The organism is Caulobacter sp. LjRoot300, assembly GCF_964253875.1.
Taxonomy (GTDB): domain Bacteria; phylum Pseudomonadota; class Alphaproteobacteria; order Caulobacterales; family Caulobacteraceae; genus Caulobacter.
Map to the genome: position 1 here is coordinate 134,537 of NZ_CAXUSA020000004.1, position 21,658 is coordinate 156,194.

Annotated in this window: 13 protein-coding genes; 4 read left to right on the forward strand and 9 right to left on the reverse strand. The window is 66.9% G+C overall.

All coding sequences use genetic code 11. The features are described 5' to 3' along the window. Positions 1 to 110: 110 nt before the first annotated feature. The 7 genes from ACSQ2G_RS15030 to ACSQ2G_RS15060 all read right to left on the reverse strand — a co-directional run bounded on the left by ACSQ2G_RS15030 (position 111) and on the right by ACSQ2G_RS15060 (position 15,157). Positions 111 to 2,954, reverse strand: coding sequence for a glycosyl hydrolase 115 family protein (locus ACSQ2G_RS15030; protein WP_436032186.1), 2,844 nt, complete (start codon positions 2,952 to 2,954; stop codon positions 111 to 113). 116 nt (positions 2,955 to 3,070) lie between these two features. After that, positions 3,071 to 6,217: a TonB-dependent receptor gene (locus ACSQ2G_RS15035; protein ID WP_436032187.1), complete on the reverse strand. Its 3,147-nt coding sequence runs from the start codon at positions 6,215 to 6,217 to the stop codon at positions 3,071 to 3,073. Between the two features lie 597 nt (positions 6,218 to 6,814). Then, on the reverse strand, positions 6,815 to 8,350 hold the full coding sequence (locus tag ACSQ2G_RS15040; RefSeq protein WP_436032189.1) for a CRTAC1 family protein: 1,536 nt from the start codon (positions 8,348 to 8,350) through the stop codon (positions 6,815 to 6,817). A gap of 11 nt (positions 8,351 to 8,361) precedes the next feature. After that, positions 8,362 to 10,530, reverse strand: a complete 2,169-nt coding sequence (locus ACSQ2G_RS15045) for a penicillin acylase family protein (RefSeq protein WP_436032191.1) — start codon at positions 10,528 to 10,530, stop codon at positions 8,362 to 8,364. A gap of 78 nt (positions 10,531 to 10,608) precedes the next feature. Continuing rightward, complete coding sequence (locus ACSQ2G_RS15050) at positions 10,609 to 13,392, reverse strand: TonB-dependent receptor domain-containing protein (protein WP_436032193.1); 2,784 nt, start codon at positions 13,390 to 13,392, stop codon at positions 10,609 to 10,611. Positions 13,393 to 13,635: 243 nt separating this feature from the next. Beyond that, on the reverse strand, positions 13,636 to 14,640 hold the full coding sequence (locus ACSQ2G_RS15055; protein ID WP_436032195.1) for a FecR family protein: 1,005 nt from the start codon (positions 14,638 to 14,640) through the stop codon (positions 13,636 to 13,638). After that, a complete protein-coding gene (locus ACSQ2G_RS15060; RefSeq protein ID WP_310080792.1) occupies positions 14,573 to 15,157 on the reverse strand; it encodes an RNA polymerase sigma factor in 585 nt (194 codons plus the stop codon). The genes ACSQ2G_RS15055 and ACSQ2G_RS15060 overlap by 68 nt, the downstream gene beginning before the upstream one ends. Before the next feature lie 281 nt (positions 15,158 to 15,438). On the opposite strand from ACSQ2G_RS15060, the gene ACSQ2G_RS15065 reads away from it, so the two are divergent. Beyond that, complete coding sequence (locus tag ACSQ2G_RS15065) at positions 15,439 to 16,902, forward strand: MFS transporter (protein ID WP_436032198.1); 1,464 nt, start codon at positions 15,439 to 15,441, stop codon at positions 16,900 to 16,902. A 35-nt stretch (positions 16,903 to 16,937) separates the two neighbouring features. On the opposite strand, the gene ACSQ2G_RS15070 is transcribed toward ACSQ2G_RS15065, so the two are convergent. After that, on the reverse strand, positions 16,938 to 17,318 hold the full coding sequence (locus ACSQ2G_RS15070) for a hypothetical protein (RefSeq protein WP_436032200.1): 381 nt from the start codon (positions 17,316 to 17,318) through the stop codon (positions 16,938 to 16,940). 69 nt (positions 17,319 to 17,387) lie between these two features. On the opposite strand from ACSQ2G_RS15070, the gene ACSQ2G_RS15075 reads away from it, so the two are divergent. Genes ACSQ2G_RS15075 through ACSQ2G_RS15085 form a run of 3 tightly spaced genes read left to right on the forward strand, consistent with a single transcriptional unit; the run spans position 17,388 to position 20,730 of the window. Further along, the gene (locus ACSQ2G_RS15075; protein ID WP_436032202.1) at positions 17,388 to 18,953 is read left to right on the forward strand and encodes a recombinase family protein; all 1,566 of its coding nucleotides are present in this window, start codon (positions 17,388 to 17,390) and stop codon (positions 18,951 to 18,953) included. Beyond that, a complete protein-coding gene (locus ACSQ2G_RS15080) occupies positions 18,950 to 19,831 on the forward strand; it encodes a plasmid partitioning protein RepB C-terminal domain-containing protein (RefSeq protein WP_436032204.1) in 882 nt (293 codons plus the stop codon). The genes ACSQ2G_RS15075 and ACSQ2G_RS15080 overlap by 4 nt, the downstream gene beginning before the upstream one ends. A 2-nt stretch (positions 19,832 to 19,833) precedes the next feature. Further along, entirely contained in the window at positions 19,834 to 20,730 is an 897-nt protein-coding gene (locus ACSQ2G_RS15085) for a plasmid partitioning protein RepB C-terminal domain-containing protein (RefSeq protein ID WP_436032206.1), read from the forward strand. A 553-nt stretch (positions 20,731 to 21,283) separates the two neighbouring features. On the opposite strand, the gene ACSQ2G_RS15090 is transcribed toward ACSQ2G_RS15085, so the two are convergent. Then, positions 21,284 to 21,658, reverse strand: a complete 375-nt coding sequence (locus tag ACSQ2G_RS15090; RefSeq protein ID WP_436032208.1) for a winged helix-turn-helix domain-containing protein — start codon at positions 21,656 to 21,658, stop codon at positions 21,284 to 21,286.

Genomic DNA, 21,658 nt, shown 5'->3' on the forward strand with positions numbered 1-21,658 from the left:
ACCGGTTTTGCGGAGTCGTGCCGGGCCACGCCCTGTCAGGCGTCAGGACGCCGGCGCGGGCATATACTCGGACAAGACGGACCAGGCCGAATCGCCGCGGACGGGCGGCGTCAGCGCCTGATGCTCTCGCGCGGCCCCAGGAAGGTGGCGGGCAGGTCCTGGCGGCTGACGACCACGGTCTCGAACACCACGCCCGGATCGATCCTCCAGAGCTTGAGGGTCCGCGCCCCGCCCTCGGCCAGGGTGAAATGGGCGCGGCCCGCCGCGGCGTTGCGGCTCACGGCGCCGTTCCAATCCGCGGCGTTGGGCTTCAGATCCAGGGTCACCACCTCGACCGGACCGTCGTCGAACGAGATCCCGAACCTCAGCCCGCCCTTGCCCCGAAAATCCAGGCTCGGGGCCGTCAGCACGGTGACGTCGAGGTCGCCGGCCCGGGCCAGGTCGACCGGGTATTCCAGCACCGGACCGGCGCCGGGCTCCGACGACGGCGCTGTCGAGGGATAGGCGGTCACCCCCGATAGGGTCCGCCCAAGGTTGGGGATCTGGCGCCAGGCGAGGCCGTCCTTGTCGACCGCCCGGGCATAGTGCGCCGCCTCGATCGTCAGCTGGCCGGCGACCTCGACATAGCCCCGGCGCTTGCCCGCCGGTTTGGAGACCGGGACCTTCACCACCACCCGTTCGCCGTTCTCGCCGCGGATCTCGACCTGGGCTTCGGTGACGCCCGTCGAAACCTCGCGCCAGTCGGCCGACACTTCCAGGCGCACGTCCTGGTCGGCGCGGCCGGAGGTCCGGCTGAGCTTCAGCCACGGCTGGTCGGTCGAGGCGGTGAAGGCGAACGGCTTGCCGCCGTTGAAGACGTCGATCCAGCGCGAGCCAGGGCCGTCGATATCGAGAACCAGCAGGACCGGCGCCTCCCTCGCGCCCGACCACGTGGCCTTGGCGTCGCCTTCGACCGCCACGCCCAGGCCGCGCGGCGCCCCGGGCGCGACGGCGCTGACCTGCGGCGGGATGTTCCGGGGCGGGTCGTTCCAGCTGGTATAGCCGATATGGACCTGGCTCATCATCCCGCGCCATTTCCCGCCGGCGACGTCCTCGTGATACTGCCGGGTCAGCTCGGCGTCGCGGGCGAACAGCACGCCCACCTGGTCGCCCCAGGCCTTGGCCGAGGCCCTACCCTGCTCGGCGTAGAGCCTGTTGCGGCCCGCGGCCACATAGAGCCGGGTGAGGTTGGCGCCGGCCTGGATCGGATGCTGCACCAGCTGGAAGAAAGCGTCATAGTCGCTGGCGGGCAGGGCCGCGCGGACCTTCAGGGCCCGCGCCTCCAGGTCGTCCCATTCGGCCGCCACCCGTTCAGCCTCGCGCTCGTGGACCAGGCTGAAGGTGTCCGGCGTCAGCAGCTCGGGTTTGCGGCGGGCGTTGAGCCGGGTGTAGCCCTCGATCAGGGCGCCGATCTCCTCGCCCTGGGCCGGGCCGAACTGGGCCTTGGCCCAGTTGGCCGCGTAGTGGTCCATGGCCTCGACCGACATGGCCGCCGGGTCCCAGGCCATGTCGAGGAAGAACTCGATCGGCAGCTCCATCGGCTTGAGGTCGCCGACATTGACGATCCACAGCCTGTCGGCCCCGTAGTCGGCCGCCAGCTTCATCTGCTCCCAGGTGCGCTCGATCTGGTTGGTGTTGATCCACTTGTAGTTCCGGGGACCGCCGACATAGTCGAAGTGGTAATAGACCCCGTAGCCGCCGGGCCGAGGCTTCCCGGGTTCGGGAAGGCGGCGGATGTTGCCCCAGTTGTCGTCGGCGAACAGCAGGGTGACGTCGTCGGGCGCGCGCATGCCCGCGTCGTAATAGTCCTGCACCTCCTTGTAGAGCGCCCAGACCTGCGGGGTCCGGGCCGGGTCCTTGCCGGTCACCTCGCCGATGATCTGGCGCTGGTCGGCGACGATGGTCTCCAGCAGCTGGGTGGCCGTGCCCTTGGTCATCGGCTCGTCGCCGTCGCCGCGCATGCCGATGGTCACCAGGCTGTCGCGCGTTCCCATCCGCCGGATCCCCTCGCGCCAGAAGGCCTGCAGGGCGGACTTGTTGGTGGTGTAGTCCCAGGCGCCGCCGCCCTTCCGGCCCCAGTCCTTCTGGGCCCGCATCATCGGCTCGTGGTGCGAGGTGCCCAGGATCACGCCGTACTCGTCGGCCCGCTGGGCGCTGAGCGGATCGTCCTCGAAGATCGACTTGCCCCACATGGCCGGCCACAGATAGTTGCCGCGCAGGCGCAGGATCAGCTCGAAGACCTTCTCGTACATCTTGGAATTGACGCCGCCGAAGCTGGTCTTCGCCCATCCCGACAGGGCCGGGTCCTCGTCGTTGAGGAAGATGCCGCGGTACTTGACGACCGGCTTCTGCACCCGCCGGCCGGCCGAGACGGCCAGGTCCTTGCGCACGTGCACCGGGACGTCGGCCCACCAGCTCCACGGCGAGACCCCGATGCGCTCGGACAGGTCATAGGCCCCGAAGATCGCGCCGCGCCGGTCCGCGCCGGCGATCACCAGGGCCCGGGGCACGCCGGGCAGCGGATGATCGACGACCTGCTGGACGAAGCCCTCCCATTGGCCGGAAACCCCCGTCACGTCCAGCTTGCCCTCGGCGACCAGCCGGTCGATCAGCGGGCTGGCGCCGATCGTGCCCAGGATGACCACCGGGGTCTTGCCCGAGGCGTCGGCCGGCGCCGGCCCGCCGGCCACCCGGGTCAGGTCGCGCTGCAGGTCGGCGGCCACGCGCCGCACGGCGGGCTGGTCGGCCGGGTCGACCATCACGAAGGCTGGCCGGCCGTCGACGACGAGCTTCAGGGCGTGTTTCGCGGACGGAGCGACCACGCTGACCGGCGCGACGACCTCGGCGGCCCGCGCCGGGGCGGTCAGCGTCATCACGAGGCCCAGGGCGGAAACGGCGAGCAGGTGCTTGATCATGGTCCAGTCCAAGCCAGGGAAAGAAGGGCGGCGCACGGACGCGCCGCCCCCAGTGCGACCGCGCCAACCCCGGGGGAGTAAGCGGCGGCGGCGATCGACGGTCCAGGGGTCTCGCCCTAGAAGTTGGCCCGCACGCCCACCACGAAGGTGCGGCCGGCATAGGTCGCGCCGTCCGGCATGGACTCGCGGTTTTCGTACCGGTTGAGCTGCACCTGCTTGAGCAGGTTCTGCGCCTGGAGGGTGACCTGGGCCTGCTTGTAGCCCGGCACGCGGAAGCTGACCTGGGCGTCCATGTAGTTGGTGGCGGTCGAGTAGAGATCGCCCGGCACGTTGTTGCAGGGGCACACCGTCTGCAGGTTGGCGTCGCGGTGGGTGTAGGACAGGCGGGCCGAGAAGCCGTTGTTCAGCTCGTAATAGAGCGTGCCGTTGTAGGTCCAGGGCGCCAGGCCCGAGATCAGCGACTTGGGATTGAAGCTGGCGGGCGCCTGCCCCGACAGCGACTGCGAGATGTGGGTGAGGTTGGCGCTGAAGCCCAACCCCTTGCGGATGAAGTCCAGCGGCTGGTTCCACTGCACCTCCTGGCCGAGCAGCTTGACCACGACGTCGGAGTTCAGCTTCTGCCGCACGGTGATCCGGGCGTTGTTGGGATCGCCGCCGCCGAGGTTGGTGATGCCGGTCTTCTGGCGGTCGCTGAGCCGGTCGAACTGCAGTCCGGTGTCGGCGAAGGGGGTGCTGACGTCGAGGGTCGCGGGATAGTCGAAGATCTCCTTGCCCCAGATGTTGAAGGTCACCACCGTGCGCGACCGGGGGTACCATTCCAGGCCGAAGTCGTAGTTGTTGGCGTAGAACGGCGACAGGCCCGGATTGCCCTTGGTGAAGACGTCGCCGTCCAGGCTGAGGCCGAAGCTCGGGGCCAGGTCCTGGGGATTGGGCCGCGTGACCGTGCGGGCCGCCGCGCCGCGCATGACCAGGGTGTCGGTGAGGAAATAGGCCAGGTTCAGGCTGGGCAGCCAGTTGTGGCTGTCGCTGGTCGTCGACGGCGAGGTGCGGTTGCCGCCGCCGACCAGGAAGTCGTTGACGATGCCCGCCACCGATTGCTCGGTCTCGGTATAGCGCAGGCCGGTATTGAAGCGCAGGTCGCGGCCGAAGATCTCGCGGCGGCCTTCCGCCATCAGATAGGCCGACGTCGTCTCCTCGGTGAGGATCCGCGGCGAATAGGTGTTCAGGTAGTTGGCCGGCTGGTCGCCCGGGTTGGTCTGCTTCATGTAGTAGTCGAAATTGACCGCCTGGCGCAGCTTGTCGAAGTCGATGACCTTCCAGCCATTGTTGAAGCCCGGATCGATCGGCGCGCCCTTGAACAGGTTCATGGACGGCAGGTCGGTCAGGTACTGGGCGATCGCCGTGTTCGGCACGGCGCCCAGCAGCGAGGTCTCCGTCGAGGTGAAGGCCGAGGTGCAGTTGTTGCGGAACGCGCATTCGGACGTGTTCCAGGTGGCGATGTGGCGATCGAACTTCGACCTCATGACGCCGGCCGAGACGGCGATCCCGCGCGCGTCGCCCCAGACCAGGTCGGCGCGGAACGACTTCTGCTCCAGGTCCTGCTTGTTCGGCGCGATCTGGATGCTGTTCCAGTTCCAGCCGGTATAGGTCGGCAGGTCGATGCTGGACGACAGGTGCGGCGTCAGGTCGCCGGGGGTGTAGCTGTAGACGGCGTATTGCCCGGTGTTCAGCGGCGTGAGGTTGGAGGCCGGCCCGCCCCCGGCCGGGGCGGTGACGCCGGGCGCGTAGACGGTGGGCTGCACCTGTCCGGCCGCCGACTGCAGGGTGGTCTGGAGCGCGTAGTTGCTGAACTTCCCGGTGTTGATCATGCCCGCCATGGAGAACCTGAGGTTCCGGGCGATGTCCCACTCGGCCGACAGCGAGCGGTAGAACAGCTTGGTGTGGGTCTGGGCGTCGGTGCTCTGGTTCAGGAAATAGGCGTTGCCGAATGTGCCCGAGGTCAGGACGTGGTTCTGGTCGGTCGTGAACTTGATCGGGATGTTGTTGTTGTAGCTGCGGACCGTGAGCATCACGTCGTGCTGCTGGAAGTCGTTGTTGGACTCCGACAGGATCGAGTCGAACTTGAACCGCAGCTTTTTGGTGGGCCGCCATTCGAGGTTCAGCATGCCGGTGGTCCGGTCGCGGCTGCCGACCACCTGCTCGGCCCGCACCAGGCGCGGCACGATCACGTAGCTGAGGTCCTGGCACGACAGGCCCGAGGTCCCGCCCGGCGCGCCATTGCCGCACTGGACCAGGGGCGAGCCGAACGCGCCCAGGCCCAGTTCCGAAGGGACGTTTCGAGGGATCGTCGTCAGGGTCGCGCCCGCGCCGCCGCCATAGCCGGCCGTGCGGTTCGCTGCCGGCGCGCTCGACGGATCCAGGATCAGCGAGTTGCAGCCGAACGTGGTGCTGCGGCACGCCGCGCCCAGGTTCATGGTCGTGTAGCCGACCGTGTTGAAGATCTCGCTGCGATAGTCCTTCTGGGCGTAGGCGCCCGCCAGCAGGATGCCGAAATCGCCGATCTTGGTACCTTCCCAGGTGTTGCTCACGATGCCAGCGACCCGCGGCGTCGCCGTCTTGTTGACGTCCTGGTAGGAGCCCTGGGCCTGCAGGTTCAGGTGGAAGCCCTTGCGGTCGAAGGCGTGGACCGGCTGCATGTCCACCGAGCCCGCCGTGCCACCCTCGACCGTGCTGGCGACCGGGGATTTGCTGAGGGTCAGCCGCCGGAACAGTTCCGATGGCAGAATGTCCAGGCTGGATCCGCGCCCCTCGTTGAAGCCGTTGGCCGAGGTGCTGATCGCGAAGCCGTTGACCGTCAGGACCGTGAAGCCGGCGCTCAGGCCGCGCACGTTGATGTAGGTGCCCTCGCCCGAGGTGTCGCGGTCGATCTGGACGCCGGGCAGGCGCTGCAGCGATTCCGTCAGGTTCAGGTCGGGGAACTTGCCGATGTCCTCGGCGAAGATCGAATCGATGAAGTTGGTGGTGTTTTTCTTGGCGTTGGCGGAATTCTCGAGCGACTGGCGGTAGCCGGTGACGACGACCGCCTCGACGACCGAAGACTCCTCGGCGCCCGCCGCGGGCTTCACCTTCGGAGGCGGATTGGCGGCGGCCTCCTGGGCCCAGGCTCCCGCCGGCACGGCGTTCAGCCCCGCCAGGATCGTGGCGCCGATCAGCGCGCCCCTCAGCGTCCGCCTGCGACCCACTACGGGCGTCGTGTTCGTCATCGTGATCCCTCCCCAAAGCGCACGCTTCGGCGCGCCTAATTTGCTTCTTGGGTCCTGCGACCATCCCGACCCTTTGGGGTTGGGAACCTTAGGCGACAAAGGTCAGACCTCAGTCGACTCTATGGTCTGATATCAGTGTCATGCGGCCTGACCACCCGTCAAGATACCGGTACCAAGTTTTGCAAGTCGAAGGAGAGGGGCTTGGATTTCCGTGGGGCGTTTGCCCGAACATGACAACGCTTACCCTGACAGGCGCCAAGCCACGCCATATTGGCCTTACCATAACAAGGGCAGTCATCTGATGACCTGGTTGGAGCCGCCCAGGTCAAGGCGCCCGCGCAGCGGGTCTCGCAGCCGCGCGGCGCGTGTCTGGAGGCCCGTCAGCTCCATTCGGATCGCGGCGAGGCCGACGAGCCGGCCGATGGATCATCGCCCGAACGTGGACGTTCTAAGCGCTCGTCGCGAACGCGGGCGCGCCGAGGACGGTCACCCCGCGGATCGAGCTGACCCTGTGAGCCGAGCCTGCTCCGCGCCGGGCTTGGCGCCCTACCGTCCGCCACTCTTGCCGTCCGCAGGTCTTAGCGCCGAGCGGCCGTTTCACCGGGCGCTGGCGCGTTTCGACGCGGCGTCCTCGCGGATCACCAGCGCCTTCCTCGAGAACGCCTTGGGATCGACGTTTCGAACGGTCTTCGTCTTCACGCCGTCATTGGTCATGAACGACACCTCGACGGTCACGGGGGCGAAGGACTTGAGGCCGAAATGGACGGGCGCGGCGCTCTGGGCGTTGTATCCGCCGCCGGTCGAGACCAGCCGCGACGCCAGGACCTTGCCGGCGCGGTCGTAGAGGCGCACCTCCGCGCCCGCCCGGGTGTATCGTCCCTGGGCGTCGAGCACCAACACGCCGAGGCTGCGGCCCTTAGCGGGGCCGGCCAGATCGTTGTGGAACAGGAAGTGCCCGCCCACGGGGCTGTAGCCGCGCATCACCGACAGGTCCAATGCGCCGTCGTGGTCGTAGTCCACCCATTCCACGCCGTGGTCGCCGGCGTTGAGCAGGCTGTCGCGAGTCAGGACCTGGTCGAAACCGCCCTTGCCGTTGTTGTGGTACAGTAGGTCCAGCGGCGTCTGCTTGCCGGGCTCGCCCTCATAGCCGGTGACGAACAGGTCCAGGTAACCGTCGTTGTCGTAGTCGCCCCAGGAGGCGGCGACCGCGTGGCCGGCGTCATCGACGCCCGCCGCCTTTCCGACCTCGGTGAACGTGCCGTCGCCGTTGTTGCGGTAGAGAAGATTGGCCCCGTAGACGGCGACGAAGATGTCGAAATCGCCGTCATTGTCGTAGTCGCCGATGGCGCAGCCCACGCCACCTTCCTCGGGTTTTCGGCCCGGCGCGGCCAGGCCGAGGCTCGGGGCGACGTCGGTGAAGCCCGTCCCGTCGTTGCGCCACAGCGCGTCGGTCGCGCCGGACTGGTTGGCCAGGAACAGGTCGAGCTTGCCGTCGCGGTTGTAGTCGAACCAGCAGGATCCGACCGTGGGCCGGCCGTCCGTTATGCCGGCTTGCGCGAACACCTGGCTGAAGACGCCGCCCTGATTGTGAAACAACTGGTTGGGCCCCGCGCGGTTCGAGGCATAGAGATCGACCTGGCCGTCATTGTCGTAGTCGACCCAGTTGGCCTGGCGACTGAGGCGGCCCGGAATGGTCAGCCCGATCTCGGCCGCCACCTCGACGAAGCGCTTGCCGCCCTCGTTCTTCCAGATGAAGGAACGGTTTTGGTCGATCGGCATGACGTTGGACCCGCCCAGCAGGTCGAGATAGCCGTCGCCATTGAAGTCGCCCCAGCTGAGGCCGCGGACTTCCTTGCCCGTGGTCGGCAGGCCCACGGCGGCGCCGATATTGGTGAAGACGCCGTTGTCGTTGCGATACAGCCTGACCTCGCCGCCCTTCAGCGAGACGGCCAGGTCCAGGTCGCCGTCCTTGTCGAAATCGGCCCAGGCGTTCGACAGCGACCCGGGAACGGCGAAGGTCTCGCGCTGGATCGCCGTGAAGGCCGGTTGCGTCGCCGCTTGCGCCGCGCTCGCCATCAGGCCGGCCAGCAGCAGGGACGCGAGCTTCCAGGCGCGCTTGTTCGGTCTTTGCATCGGATCGCCTTTCAAGGCTTGGGATTGAAGGCGGTGCGCTCGGACAGGTGCGCCTCCACCTGCTCGCGCCGCAGCCAGAGTTCGCGGAATTCGTCGCGCGAGAGCATGCCCAGCTGGTCGCTGTAGTGGGTCGTGCCCGGCTGTCGGCTGTTGCCGTAGCTCATCAGCCCGTAGGCCTTCACCGGGGTGGAGAACTCGATCATCGCCACCCAGGTCTCGCCATGAACGGGCGTGCGGACGCCCTTGGCGTCCGGATCCGACCAGGTGATGACGCGGAAGGCGCCCAGATTGCCGAAGCCGCCGGTCCCCGGAACGTCGACCCCGTCGAGGATGAAGCGCGAGGCGTCGCCGAAACGCCTGTCGACGGCGCCGTACTTCTTCTTGGTGTTGGCGATGGCGGCGCGCAGCTGTTCGACGGCGGCGACCGGGTCCTTGATCCCGTAGGGCGTGCTGGTCGGACGATCCTGCGTCCAGGGAATGGCGTAGCCCGCCTGGCTCGAGAAGGTGGGACCGGCGAACAGCTTGGCCCATTCCTCGAACAGCAGGCCGGCGTGGTTGTCCGCCGTGAACGACCGGTCCCAGCCCGCCAGCAGACGGGCGGCGGCCTGGACCTCCGGGTCCTTGTCGGCGAGCGCGGCGGGGATGAGGTCCGGCAAGACCCGGTCGGCCATCAGGGCGTGGGTCGACAGCTTCAGGTCCCGGAAACGCTCCAAGGTGAGGGCGTCGTTCTCGGCCATCATCCGGATGGAGCTCTGGGCCCGGAAGGATTCCGGGGTGCGCGGGGCCAGGTATTTCGGGAAGTCGTCCGGCTTGAACGTCACCGGCCAGCTGGCGACCCAGGGCGGGTCGTTGGTGTTCTGGACGAAGCCGCCGACGGGATCGGTGACGCGCGGCAGGTCCTCGAACGGCAGGGTCTCGGTCCACAGGTAGCGCGACGTGTCGCCCGGGACGAGACCGCTCCAGAAGTTGATGTCGCCTTCGCTGCGGCGCGGCGCGACGCCGTTGAACGTGTAGTCGATATGGCCGTCGCGGTCGGCGTAGGTGATGTTGAAGGTCGGCACCTGCAGGCGTTTCATCGCCGTCTCGAACGCCTTGAAGTTCGGCGCCGTCACCATGTCGAAGTACTGTTCCAGCATCTTGGGCCGGTCCAGGCCCGCGACCCGCACGGCGACCGTGGTCCCGTCCTTGCGGTCGAACACCGGGCCATGGACGGTCGAGCGGATCTTCAGCGGCTTTTCGACCAGCGATCCGTCCGCCTGCCGCACCTTGTAGGTCGCGGTCTGGGTCTTGAACGGCAGGACCTTGCCGTCGAACAGGTAGCCCCCGTCCTTCAGCGTCAGCTTGTAGTTGGTGGCCCCCACCATGCTGTTGACGGTGTTGGTGATGCCCATCTGCTGGTTGAAGGCGAACCGGACGATCGGCAGGCCGACCTGGGTGGCCCCGTAGACCTCGAAGTCCGGTCCGGTCAGGTGGGCTTCATAATAGATGAAGTAGCCGGTGCCCCACGGCAGGTGGGGGTTCTGCAGGAGCAGGGTGTTGCCGTTGGCCGTCTTCTTCGGCGCCACGGCCCATGAGTTCGAGCCCTGGTCGGCGATCTCGGGCGGGTCGCCCTCGCCGATCGTCTTTCCGGGCGAGGCCACATAGATAAAGTTCATCAGGCGGTGGGCGTGGGCGACGACATCGACGCCGGTGACGGGCAGGACGGCCTTCACATCGGCGGCGATGGCTTCTGGATGGGCCTTCGCATAGGCGTTGATGCCGCTGGCGAAGGCGTCGAGATCGGCGCGGAACGCGGGAGTCTGCTGCCTGTACCAGGCCTTGGCCCGCTCCGGCACGCCGTTGGTCAGCAGCCAGGTGGTGGTCTCTTCGTAGTCGGGCCCGAAATACTCGGCTCCTCGCCCCCGCGCCTCGCCATAGAGGCGCAGGATGGTGTTGGCGTGGCTCTGCGCCTGGGCCCAGCCATAGCCGTAGAAGACCGCGGCGGTGTCCTTGCCGTAGATGTGCGGCACCCCGTAGGTGTCCCAGAGGATCTCGTTCTTCGTCGGCTTGACCACGGCCAAGGCCGGGACACGCGCTGGCGGCGCGGCGACCATGGCCTGCCGCGCCAAGGCCGGCCCGGCCGCCAGGCCCATCCAGGCCGCCAGCAGCAGCGCCGCGGCGCTCCGGCGAAGAATCGTCATGGTCTTGCTCCCCATCCCTTACGAGCCGCCGAGCCGGCCCCACACAAAGCGTCCCGCGTCGTCACGCCGCCGCGCGGGTCAGAAATCCCACTGCAGGCGGGCGTAGTAGGAGCCGCCGGTGAAGCCAAACGGCGAGGTGCCGGGGTACTGACCGGTGCCGGTATTGATGTTGTAGGAGGTGTTCGAGGCGTTCGAGGCGCCGCTGCGCGAGGGATAGATGTTCAGCAGATTGTTGGCCCCGACCGCGACGGTGACGGTCGGCAGCACCTTGTAGGCGACCTCCAGGTCGGTGATCCACTTGGCCCCGTACTTGCGGTCGTTGGCCGGGATGTTCTGCTGGATCGTGTAGCTGCCGTAGCGCGTCTGGCGCAGGTTGACGTTCAGCCTGTCCCACGACCAGTTGGCGCCCAGGCTGACCTTGTCCTTGGGGAAGGCCGTGGTCAGGAAGCCCTGGCTCAGGCGGTCGAACAGCACGTAGTTGGGGCCCAGCGCCGCCAATTCGGGCGGGTTGGGGATGATGTGGGTGATCTTGGTCTTGTTGTGATTGTAGCCGAGCGTCAGGCGAAGAGTCCCGTAGTCGCCCAGGTCCTGGCGATAGGCCGTGACCAGGTCGATCCCGCGCGTGCGGGTGTCGATGGCGTTGGTGTAGTACTGGGCGCTCAGCGAGCCCGGCAGGCCGTTGGCGACCAGGATCGCGCTGACCCCCGCGCCCGTCAGGGTGCTGGTGATGGCGATCCGGCCGTCCACCGCGATCTGATAGGCGTCCAGAGTGACGCTGAGGCGCGGCAGCGGCTCCAGGGTCACGCCCAGGCTGTAGTTCTTCGACTTTTCCGGCTCGAGCGGCTCGGCGCCCAGGGCGATGGCCTCGCGCGAGCCGACGGGCAGGGTCTTGATCTGCAGCAGGTCGAGCACGCCATTGACCTGGCGGAACTGGCTGGAGCTGGCGGCGTAGTGCTCCTGGGCCAGGCCCGGCGCGCGGAAGCCGGTGCTGGCCGCGCCGCGCACCGCCAGCCAGGGCGTGATCTCGTAACGGCCGTTGACCTTGCCGACGACGGTGTCGCCCGAGGCGTCGTCATAGTCCTCGTAGCGGACCGCCGCGCCCAGGAAGAGCTTCTGGATCGTGTAGCCGACCTCGCCATAGGCGGCGTAGTTGTTGCGCGAGGACTTGCTGGCGTCGGTCGGCTGGAAGCCCGGCGCGGCCTGGGCGCCGGTGGCGGTGCGTTGGGTGGGGAACAACGGGTTCACGTAGGTCCCGGCCGCGTAGCTGAGCGGCTCGCCCTCGCCGACCTGATAGGTCTCGCGACGGTGTTGGGCCCCGAACGACAGCTGCAGGTCGCCGCCGGCGGCGATGAAGCCGCGCGTCACGTCCAGCGAATTGACCCATTCGGACGACACCAGCTTGCCGACATAGAAGTGGGTGGGGCTGGCCGGGCCGAGGCTGGCGTTGATGCTCTCGGAAACGTGCTCCTTGGCTAGGTTCTTGCCGTAGGTCGACGAGATGTCCCACGACCAGCCCTTAAGGTCGCCGCGCGCGCCGACGGCCAGTTCGAAGTCGTCTTCCTTGATCACCAGGTCGGGCCGGAAGCCGTCGGGATAGACCTGGGGCAGCGCGTTGACGTTGGTCGGGGCCCGGAAGGTGAAGGGCAGGTCCGAGACGCGGTGGCTGTAGGTCCCGAACGAATAGAGCTCCACCCCGCCGCCGACGTCGTAACGGCCGTTGTAACCCAGGTTGACGCCGTTCTGCGGCAGCACGCCGGAATTGCGGGTGACTAGGCGATCGACGGTCGCCTCGCGCGGATCCAGGGCGCCGCCGACCAGGGGATAGAGCCGGATGTTCGGCGCGATCGGCTCGGCCCGGTTGGACAGCGCCTGGTCCTTGGTGGCGAACGACAGGTTCAGGAAGCCGCGGTCGCCGATCTTGGTCCCGAAATTGCCCTGGACCAGGGTGAAGTCGCCGTCGTCGCGATCGAAATTCTGGCCGCGGGTGACGGTGAGCGAGCCGCCCGTCGTGTCCTTGAGGATGATGTTGATCACCCCGGCGATGGCGTCCGAGCCGTACTGAGCCGCGGCCCCGTCGCGCAGCACCTCGATCCGGCCGATCGCCGAGGTCGGGATCAGGTCCAGGTCGGCCGGCACCGAGCCATTGTAGAGCGACGACACCGAATTGATCAGAGACGTCTTGTGCCGGCGCTTGCCGTTGACCAGGATCAGCGTCTGGTCGGGATTGAGGCCGCGCAGGCCGCCCGTGGCGATCACCGTGGCCGTGCCGCCACCCGCCCGCGCCGGCAGGTTGAAGGACGGCACCAGGGTCTGCAGGGCCTGGAAGGCGCCGGCCTTGCCGGTGCGCTCCAGTTCGGCCGAACCCAGCACGTCGATCGGGGTCGGACTCTTGATCACGGTGCGGGCGACGCCGCGGACGCCGGTGACCACCACCTCGCCGACCTCCGCCGGCTCCTCGGGCGCGATGGCCTGGACAGCGGCCGGAGCCGCCGCCGTGGGAACGAATCCGCCGGGCGCGCTGGCCTTGATCAGGCTGGGCGCGGGATCGACGGTCAGGGCGATCAGGCCGTCCTTCATGATCGCCACCCGCAGCGGCGAGCCTTCGATGATGGCGTCCAGCGCCTGACGGGTCGGCATCCGGCCGCTCACGGCCGGCGAGCGCAGGCCCGCGATCTGGTCATAGGGATAGAGCAGGCGCGCTCCCGACTGGCGGGCCAGGACGTTCAGCGCGCTCTGCATCGGCTGGGCGGCGATGTGGAACTCCCTGGAGGGTTCCGCCGCCGAGGCCGGCAGCGCCGCCGCCGCGACCGTGGCGAACAGCGCGCCGCGATACCAGGACTTGAAGTTTGATCCACCAGCCATCTCGGCGCCCCCAGCGCAGTTGAACCCTGTCAACCACGTCCAACGAGCCGGCCCGGCGAGAACCGCCATCCGTCCAGAGAATAAATTTCAGGCGACGATCAGGACCTGTGGACGAATTCCTCGTCCTTCGACAGGCTCAGGATGAGGAATTCTACTGAACGACCTTGCCAGTAGCCCTCATCCTGAGCCTGTCGAAGGACGAGGGCGGCCCACGGTCGCCAAACGCCTAACTGTCCACCGTTCCTAGGAGCGCGAAACCAGCAGGATGCTGCCGTCGTCCGCGGGGATCGCATCGACCGGGAAGCTGCCTTCGACGGCCGTCAGGAATTTCTCGGCCTCGTCGACCTCGAATCGCCCGCCGACCCGCAGATTGGCCAGGCGAGGATCGCCGACGATGATCGGCGCCCCGCGATAGCGGTTGAACTCCTCCACCGCCTGGGCCAGCGTTTCGCCGTCCAGCTCGATCACCCCGTCCTGCCAGGCCGTGCGCTGGCGCAGGACCGTGGCGTTCAGCGCCGTGGGCGCCATCGCGCCGGAGCCGATCACCGCCCCGCCGCCGGCGGCGATCTTCGGCGCGTCCGGGCGATGAACGTCGGCGGCGTCCTCGGCCACCGCCACGACGCCTTCGGTGACCGTCAGCTCGACCACGGTGTCGCGGATGCGCACGTTGAAGGCGGTGCCGACCGCCCGCAGGCGCGCGGCGCCCGCATCCACCAGGAACGGCCGACTGGGATCGTGGGCGACCTCGAACAGCGCCTCGCCCTTGACCAGGCGAATGCGCCGGCTGTGCTTGCGCAGCGCCACCTCGACGGCCGAGGCGGTGTTCAGGTGGATCCGCGAGCCGTCGGCCAGGGTGATGACCCGGCGCTCGCCCAGTCGCGTATGGTGCAGGTCCACGTCGCCGACATAGCGCCAGGCCACCGTCGCGGCGACCGTGGCGACCGAGGCCGCCAGTCCCGCGCCGACCAGGGTTCGGCGCGACACCCGAAGCCTGCCGCCGATGTCGGCCGTCGCACGGGGCGTCGCATGGGGCGCCTCGATCGGCGGCGGACAGGCTCTCAGCCGGTCTCCGGCCTCCCAGGCCGCTTCCATGCGCGCGAACGCCACGGCGTGGCGCGGATCGGCCTCGATCCAATCGGCGATGGCCTGGCGCTCGCTCGGGCTGGCGCCCTCCTGCAACCTAACGACGAACGCCGAGGCCCGGTCGTCGATCGCCTGCCTTTCCAGCGCTGCGTCTGTTGCGGTCAAAACTGTCTTCCTCGCGCTCGGACATCGCCTTGGCCACGAGCATCACAGCTCTAGCAAGATGCTTCTCAACTGTCGAAACGGATAGGGACATGCGAACCGCTATCTCCTGAAACGAAACATCGTGCACCCGCCGCAGAATGAAGACCTGGCGACACTGATTGGGCAGGGTTTCGATGATCGCGTGCAGGTGGCGCAGCTCGTCGCGCGCGGTCAGGGACGCTTCCAGGCTGTCGTCGCCGCGCAGGGTGTCGAGGTCGGCGACGAAGTCGAGCGAGACGATGGTCTCCCGCCGCAGGGTGTCGATCAGCAGGTTGCGGGCGATCGTGAACAGATAGCCGCGTCCGGTCGGGATGCGGCTGATGTCCTTGGCCGTGTAGGCCCGGGCCAGGCTCTCGGCCACCAGGTTGTCGACGTCGAAGCCCGTGGGACACACGCGGCGCAGGCGCGAGCGCAGGGCCGCCTCATGGGGCAGGATCACCGCCTTGAACCAGTTCAGGCGCGCGGTCAGGCCGTCCATGGCGTCGTCCCTCCGGAAAAGGGGCGGCGCGACAGCGCGCCGTGCGCAGGACATCGCGTCGCAGCCGCGACGTCGACGCCAAAGGCCCGATCGGAGGCGAAGTCGGGCCCAAGCGTCCAAGAGCGCCGCACTTCGGGCTCGAATGCGGGCATTTCGGCCGGCGGACCGGCCTTCGGGACGCGCCGGCGCGATTGACGCCGCGGCCGGATGGCGGAAACCCGCGCGCCATCCGTTTGAACAGCACACGGGGGCGAACGCCCGGCCGCCAGGGGGATGAAATCTTGCGAGATGTTTCCGACCGTCGCCGACGCATCAAGTCGATCATCGGCGGCTCGGCCGGCAATCTGGTCGAGTGGTACGACTGGTACGCCTATTCGGCCTTCACCCTCTATTTCGCGCCGGCTTTCTTTCCTTCCGACGATCCGACCGCCCAGCTGCTGAGCGCCGCGGCGATCTTCGCGGTCGGGTTCGTCATGCGCCCGATCGGCGCCTGGCTGATGGGCATGTACGCCGACCGCAAGGGGCGCAAGGCGGGCCTGACCTTCTCGGTCACCCTGATGTGCGCCGGATCGCTGATGATCGCCGTGACGCCGGGTTATGACCGCATCGGCATCTTCGCCCCGGCCATATTGCTGATCGCCCGGCTGCTGCAGGGCCTCTCGGTCGGCGGCGAATACGGCGCCTCGGCCACCTATCTGTCGGAGATGGCGGGGCGCGAGAATCGCGGCTTCTTCTCCAGTTTCCAGTACGTGACCCTGATCTCGGGCCAGTTGATCGCCTTGTGCGTGCTGCTGCTGCTGCAGGCGGTCCTGCCGGTCCACGACCTGGAGACCTGGGGCTGGCGCATTCCCTTCGCCGCCGGCGGCGTGCTGGCCGTCGCCGTGTTCTATATCCGGCGCGGCCTGGCCGAGACCAGCAGCTACCTCGCCGCCAAGCGCGACCCGGGCGCCGTGTCCAGCGGCTGGGCGCTGTTTCGTCACCATCCCCGGCAGGCCATGACCGTGATGCTGCTGACCGCCGGCGGCACCTTGGCCTTCTACGCCTACTCGACCTACATGCAGAAGTTCCTGGTCAACACCTCCGGCTTCAGCCGCGAGTCGGCCACCGCGATCACGGCGGCGGCGCTGTTCGTCTACATGCTGTTGCAGCCGGCCGCCGGCGCGCTGTCGGATCGCATTGGCCGCAAGCCCTTGATGATCGGCTTCGGCGTCCTGGGCGTGGCCTTCACCTGGATCATCTTCCGGACGCTGGAGACCACCCGCAGTTCGTTCGCCGCCTTCCTGCTGGTGCTGGGCGCCCTCGTCATCGTCATCGTCACCGGCTACACGGCGATCAACGCCGTGGTGAAGGCCGAGCTCTTTCCGGCCCACATCCGGGCGCTGGGCGTCGCCCTGCCCTACGCCCTGGCCAACACGGTGTTTGGCGGCACGGCCGAGTACGTGGCGCTGTGGTTCAAGGGCCAGGGCATGGAGCGCGGCTTCTATATCTACGTCACGGCGATGATCGCCGTGTCGCTGGTCGTCTATCTGCGGATGCCCGACACCAAGAAGAACAGCCTCATCGCTGAACGTCGAGCATCTGCGCCACTCTTAGCTGGGATTGCGCCAGTTCTAACTGGTTTCGACAACCGCTGTCGGGCCCAGTTAAGGCCGGCGCAGTCGCGCGTTGATTTTGCTGGAGTCGCGCAAAACGCCAACTTAGCGCCCCAAGCTAACGCCGGCGCAAAACGGGCGCTCCCAAGCTAAGACCGGCTCAAACGGAACCGGCGGGTTTTTGGGGATCAGTGGACGCGAAGATCGTCGATCGCGTGAACGAGGGCGTCGAGCTGATCCCGCAAGCCAAGAATGCCGGCCACCGGCAACAGATATTGGCGGCCCGACAAGCCGAGGACGGTTTCCAGGACGGCGTCCGAATGGCGCACCAGGGAAACCAGGTTCTCGCCGCTGGGGCCGTTGTGACCGTCGAACCAATTCCGAACCGTGCGCTCGTTTGCCCGCGTGATGCGGCCGACTTCCTTGCGAGCGGAGGGGGTTTCTCCCCATTCCGCCTGCATGGCTTCGGCGATCAGCACGGCGAACGGCCGACCATCATGCCCGTTCTCGATGTGAAAAGATTTTCCTTTTTTGGACTGAAAATTTCGGTCCATTTTCTGAAAAGACATTCACCTCATCCTCTGCCTACGCTCGGTTTCCACGAGAACTTTTGGTCTAAGCCAAGGGTGGTGTGAGCGATGTTGCAGGTGGGTGCGAGCAACGAGGCAGCGGGCGAGCGCAAAATCCTGCGCGCTGCTCAGTACGTTCGCATGAGCACCGAGCACCAGCGCTACAGCACGACCAACCAGGAAGACGCGATCGCCCAGTATGCTGGCAGGCGCGGCTTTGAAATCGTCCGCACCTATGCCGACGAAGGGAAAAGCGGCCTTCGCCTCGACGGGCGACAAGCGCTTCAAAAACTAATCGCCGACGTCCGCGCGGGCTTGGCCGACTTCGAAGCGATCCTGGTCTACGACGTCAGCCGGTGGGGCCGCTTCCAGGACGCCGATGAGAGCGGCTTCTATGAATACGTCTGCCGTGAAGCTGGGATCTCCGTCCACTACTGCGCCGAGCAGTTCGAGAACGACGGCAGCCTCAGCTCCACGATCATAAAGAGCATGAAGCGGGCGATGGCTGGTGAGTACAGCCGTGAGCTTTCGGTCAAGGTGTTCAGCGGTCAATGCCGTCTGATCACCTTGGGATTTCGCCAGGGCGGGCCCGCGGGCTACGGGCTGCGGCGGCAATTGGTCGACGAACACCGCGCACCGAAGGCCGAGCTTTCCCGGGGTGAACACAAGAGCTTGCAGACCGATCGTGTCGTCCTGCGGCCTGGCCCGCCGGATGAGGTCGAGGTCGTGCGCCGCCTCTATCGCATGTTCGTCGTGCAGCGACGCTCAGAGACCGAGATCGCCGCCCAGCTCAACGCCGAAGGCCGGGTCACAGATCTAGGACGCCCCTGGACGCGAGGCGTAGTCCACCAGATCCTGACCAACGAGAAGTACATCGGCAACAACGTCTACAACCGCGTCTCCTTCAAGCTGAAGGCTAAGCGCGTCACCAACGATCCGGACATGTGGATACGCGCCGACGGCGCCTTCGAAGGGATCGTCGAGCCTGACTTCTTCGAGGCGGCGCAGCGGATCATCTTCGATCGCAGTCGGCGGTTCACCGACGAACAGCTTCTGGAGCAACTCTCCACGCTGCTCAGCCAGCGCGGCTGGCTCTCGGGCCTGGTGATCGACGAGATCGAGGACATGCCGTCCAGCTCGACGTTCCGGCATCGGTTCGGGAGCTTGCTACGGGCCTACCAACTGGTCGGCTTCTCGCCGGCGCGGGACTATCGGTACATAGAGACCAACCGAGCGCTGCGGGCGCTTCACCCCGACGTCGTCGCCGGGGTCATCGCCGGCATTCGGGGCGCGGGCGCTAGCGTCGAGCGCGATCAGCACACCGACCTTCTGCACATCAACGACGAGTTCACCGCGTCGTTGGTGATCGTTCGTTGCCACCAGACGCCGGCCGGCAGCCTTCGTTGGAAGGTGCGCTTGGACCAGGGCCTGCGGCCGGACATTACGATCGCCGCCCGGATGACCTCCGACAACGCTGCGGTCCGGGACTACTATCTGCTGCCCTGGATCGACGTTGGCGCCGCGGCCAACCTCAGGCTGGCTCCGGACAATCATATCGGACTGGACGCCTACCGCTTTGACGACCTTGACGGCTTCGTCGATCTCACGCGGCGTACAACGTTGCGTGCGGCATGACCCAGACCCCACCGGAAGTCCGTATGGTGCCGGTCGACGCCATCACCGTCATCAACCCTCGGGTCCGCAATCGCCGGATCTTCCAGGAGCTGGTCACCAGTATTGCCCATCTTGGCCTCAAGAAGCCGATCACGGTCAGCCAGCGCCCCGGCAAGCAGCGCTACGACTTGGTTTGTGGCCAGGGGCGGCTGGAGGCCTTCATGGCTCTTGGCCAACCCGAGATCCCAGCCATCATCATCGAAGCCAGCGAGGACGATTGCTTCGTGATGAGCCTGGTGGAGAACCTGGCGCGCCGGCAGCATACGCCGCTGGAGCTCGTTCGCTCGATCGGCGCATTGCGCGAGCGCGGCTATAGCTACCAGGAGATCGCCGCCAAGGTCGATTTCAGCCCCGAGTACGTCTACGCGATCTGTTACCTGCTCGAGAACGGCGAGGAAAAGCTGATCAACGCTGTCGAGCGCGGTGTCATCCCCCACACCGTCGCCATGGAGATCGCCAAGGCTAAGGAGGGCGAGGTGCAGCAAGCCCTCGCCAAGGCCTATGAGGAAAAGGCGATCCCGGGCAATCAGGTGCTGGCGATCCGCCAGATCATCGACCAGCGCAACGCCAGCGGCAAAGGTCTGCATCGCCGCACGAGCCCCCATCGATCCAAAGGACGGGTGACGTCCGAGGCGTTGATCCGCGCCTACCAGCGAGAGACCGAACGACAGCGCCAACTAGTCAAGCGCGCCTCGCTGACTCAAAGCCGGTTGATGTTTGTCACCAACGCGCTGCGACGCCTTCTGGACGACGACCACTTCGTCGCCTTGATGAGGGCCGAGGGCGTCGGCTCGGTGCCCAGCGCGCTGGCTGAGCGCATCGGCTACGATCGGGGCTGACCATGGCTGACGAGGTCAAGATCGCCTTCGAAAAGCAGATCGTGATCCTGTCGCTCAACGACATCCTGCCGTCGAAAATGCTGCCGCCCGCGGTCAAGGAGTCCGCGAAATACCGTCGCATTGCCTCATCGGTGGCACAGTTGGGCTTGGTCGAGCCGCTGGTCGTCTCACGACCAAAGGGCGGCGGGCCTTATCTGCTCCTCGACGGGCACGTGCGCTTCAGTGCCATGCGCGATCAAGGTTCGAGCCAGGCGCGGTGTCTGATCGCCTCCGATGATGAGGGGTTCACCTACAACAAGCGGGTCAACCGACTGGCGACGATCCAGGAGCACTACATGATCGTCCGCGCGCTTGAGCGTGGCGTCTCCGAGGAAAAGCTGGCCCGGGCATTAAACGTCGATGTGGGCGTGATCCGTCAGCGGCGCCATCTGCTCAACGGCATTGGCGCCGACGTCGCCGAGCTGCTGAAGGACAAGCCGGTCGGCATGCACACCTTCCAGAAACTGCGGAAGATGAAGCCGATCCGCCAGCTCGAAGCCGCCGAGCTGATGGTATCGGCCAACAATTACAGCGCCAACTACGCCAAGGCGCTCCTGGCGACAACCAAGTCCGCAGACCTTCACCATCCCGAGGATCTGAAAAAGGCCACGGGCCTGAACACCGAGCAGATGGCACGGCTGGAGCGCGAGATGGCCTCCGTCAGCCACGACTATAAAGAACTCGAAGCCTCCTATGGCGACGACATGCTGCTTCTGGTGATCGCCGCCGGTTTCTTGGAGCGTCTGCTTTCAAAGTCCGAGGTCGAGCGGTTCTTGGCCGTTCGACACGCCGAGATCTTGGATAATTTCAGATCGATCGTCGCTGCGGCGTCGCTGGACCAGGTCCAGGCCGCAGCATGATCCATAGGATGGGGACCGGGACCCGAAAGCGCCGGGACCGTCGGAGAAGCCGCCGGAGGGGCGGATCAATGACGGTGGCGGGAATGGCGGCGAACCCGTCCGAAGCCCGCTAGGCCTGCCGGCATATGGCAGGCCGGCTCCTTTCCGAAATGCGCCAGAAGCGGACCTTGAGACGGCTCTATTGTTCGGATGCGCGTGGCCATCGATATGACTCCCGTCGGCCAACGGCGATGACTCGCTCGTGCCAACGCAATGATTCAGCGGCAGTACATGCGGCCGTCCAAACGGACACTCGTCAAGCGGACTGGGCGCCCGCTGCCACGACATTGGCCATGCGTAAGACGGCCGATGCGCGGAGACTTCCGACACGCAGCGGATCGGCCGTCGTCGTCGCACGTCGGTCCAGCTGCTGTATTTAATCTTCTACCGAGCGAGCCTCGGGCTCGCTCGGCTCTGAAGAAAACACCTTTGAACACCGCGGGGGAACAATCTAGCGGCCTCCCGCTCCGTCGAGCAGCTTGAGGTCGAAGCTTGGCTTTCCGCGACTGCCTGACTATCCGCCGCAAATGACCGTTCCGACCCGCGTCCGCCGTCGAACAAGCCCTTCGGCGTCCAGCAGGGCCAAGGCTCCACGCACCGTCGTTCGCGAAACGCCGCAGAGCCGGGCCAGGTGCCGCTCCTCTGGCAAGCGAGCACCCGGCCGAAGCTTCCCCTCGGACAGCCGCTGGCGGATCAGGGCGTACAGCTGGCGATAGCGCAGCGCCGTCCCGCCAGGCAGCGCCCAATCCCTCCCAGTCGCGCACGATCTGGTCTCGGCCCGGCCAGAGTCGGTACGAGGCCCTTGCTCCATCACCGGGCACATCAGGCTGGACTTCCGAAGTTCGCCACCTTCCCGAACCAAATCGAGGTCAAAGCACCAGACCTGCAT

Excerpts from the sequence above, each read along its gene's own strand:
- ACSQ2G_RS15050 (WP_436032193.1), bottom strand. The coding sequence starts at position 13,392 with ATGGCTGGTGGATCAAACTTCAAGTCCTGGTATCGCGGCGCGCTGTTC.
- ACSQ2G_RS15070 (WP_436032200.1), bottom strand. The coding sequence starts at position 17,318 with ATGTCTTTTCAGAAAATGGACCGAAATTTTCAGTCCAAAAAAGGAAAA.
- ACSQ2G_RS15045 (WP_436032191.1), bottom strand. The coding sequence starts at position 10,530 with ATGACGATTCTTCGCCGGAGCGCCGCGGCGCTGCTGCTGGCGGCCTGG.
- ACSQ2G_RS15060 (WP_310080792.1), bottom strand. The coding sequence starts at position 15,157 with ATGGACGGCCTGACCGCGCGCCTGAACTGGTTCAAGGCGGTGATCCTG.
- ACSQ2G_RS15035 (WP_436032187.1), bottom strand. The coding sequence starts at position 6,217 with ATGACGAACACGACGCCCGTAGTGGGTCGCAGGCGGACGCTGAGGGGC.
- ACSQ2G_RS15090 (WP_436032208.1), bottom strand. The coding sequence starts at position 21,658 with ATGCAGGTCTGGTGCTTTGACCTCGATTTGGTTCGGGAAGGTGGCGAA.
- ACSQ2G_RS15085 (WP_436032206.1), top strand. The coding sequence starts at position 19,834 with ATGGCTGACGAGGTCAAGATCGCCTTCGAAAAGCAGATCGTGATCCTG.
- ACSQ2G_RS15030 (WP_436032186.1), bottom strand. The coding sequence starts at position 2,954 with ATGATCAAGCACCTGCTCGCCGTTTCCGCCCTGGGCCTCGTGATGACG.
- ACSQ2G_RS15040 (WP_436032189.1), bottom strand. The coding sequence starts at position 8,350 with ATGCAAAGACCGAACAAGCGCGCCTGGAAGCTCGCGTCCCTGCTGCTG.
- ACSQ2G_RS15075 (WP_436032202.1), top strand. The coding sequence starts at position 17,388 with ATGTTGCAGGTGGGTGCGAGCAACGAGGCAGCGGGCGAGCGCAAAATC.
- ACSQ2G_RS15080 (WP_436032204.1), top strand. The coding sequence starts at position 18,950 with ATGACCCAGACCCCACCGGAAGTCCGTATGGTGCCGGTCGACGCCATC.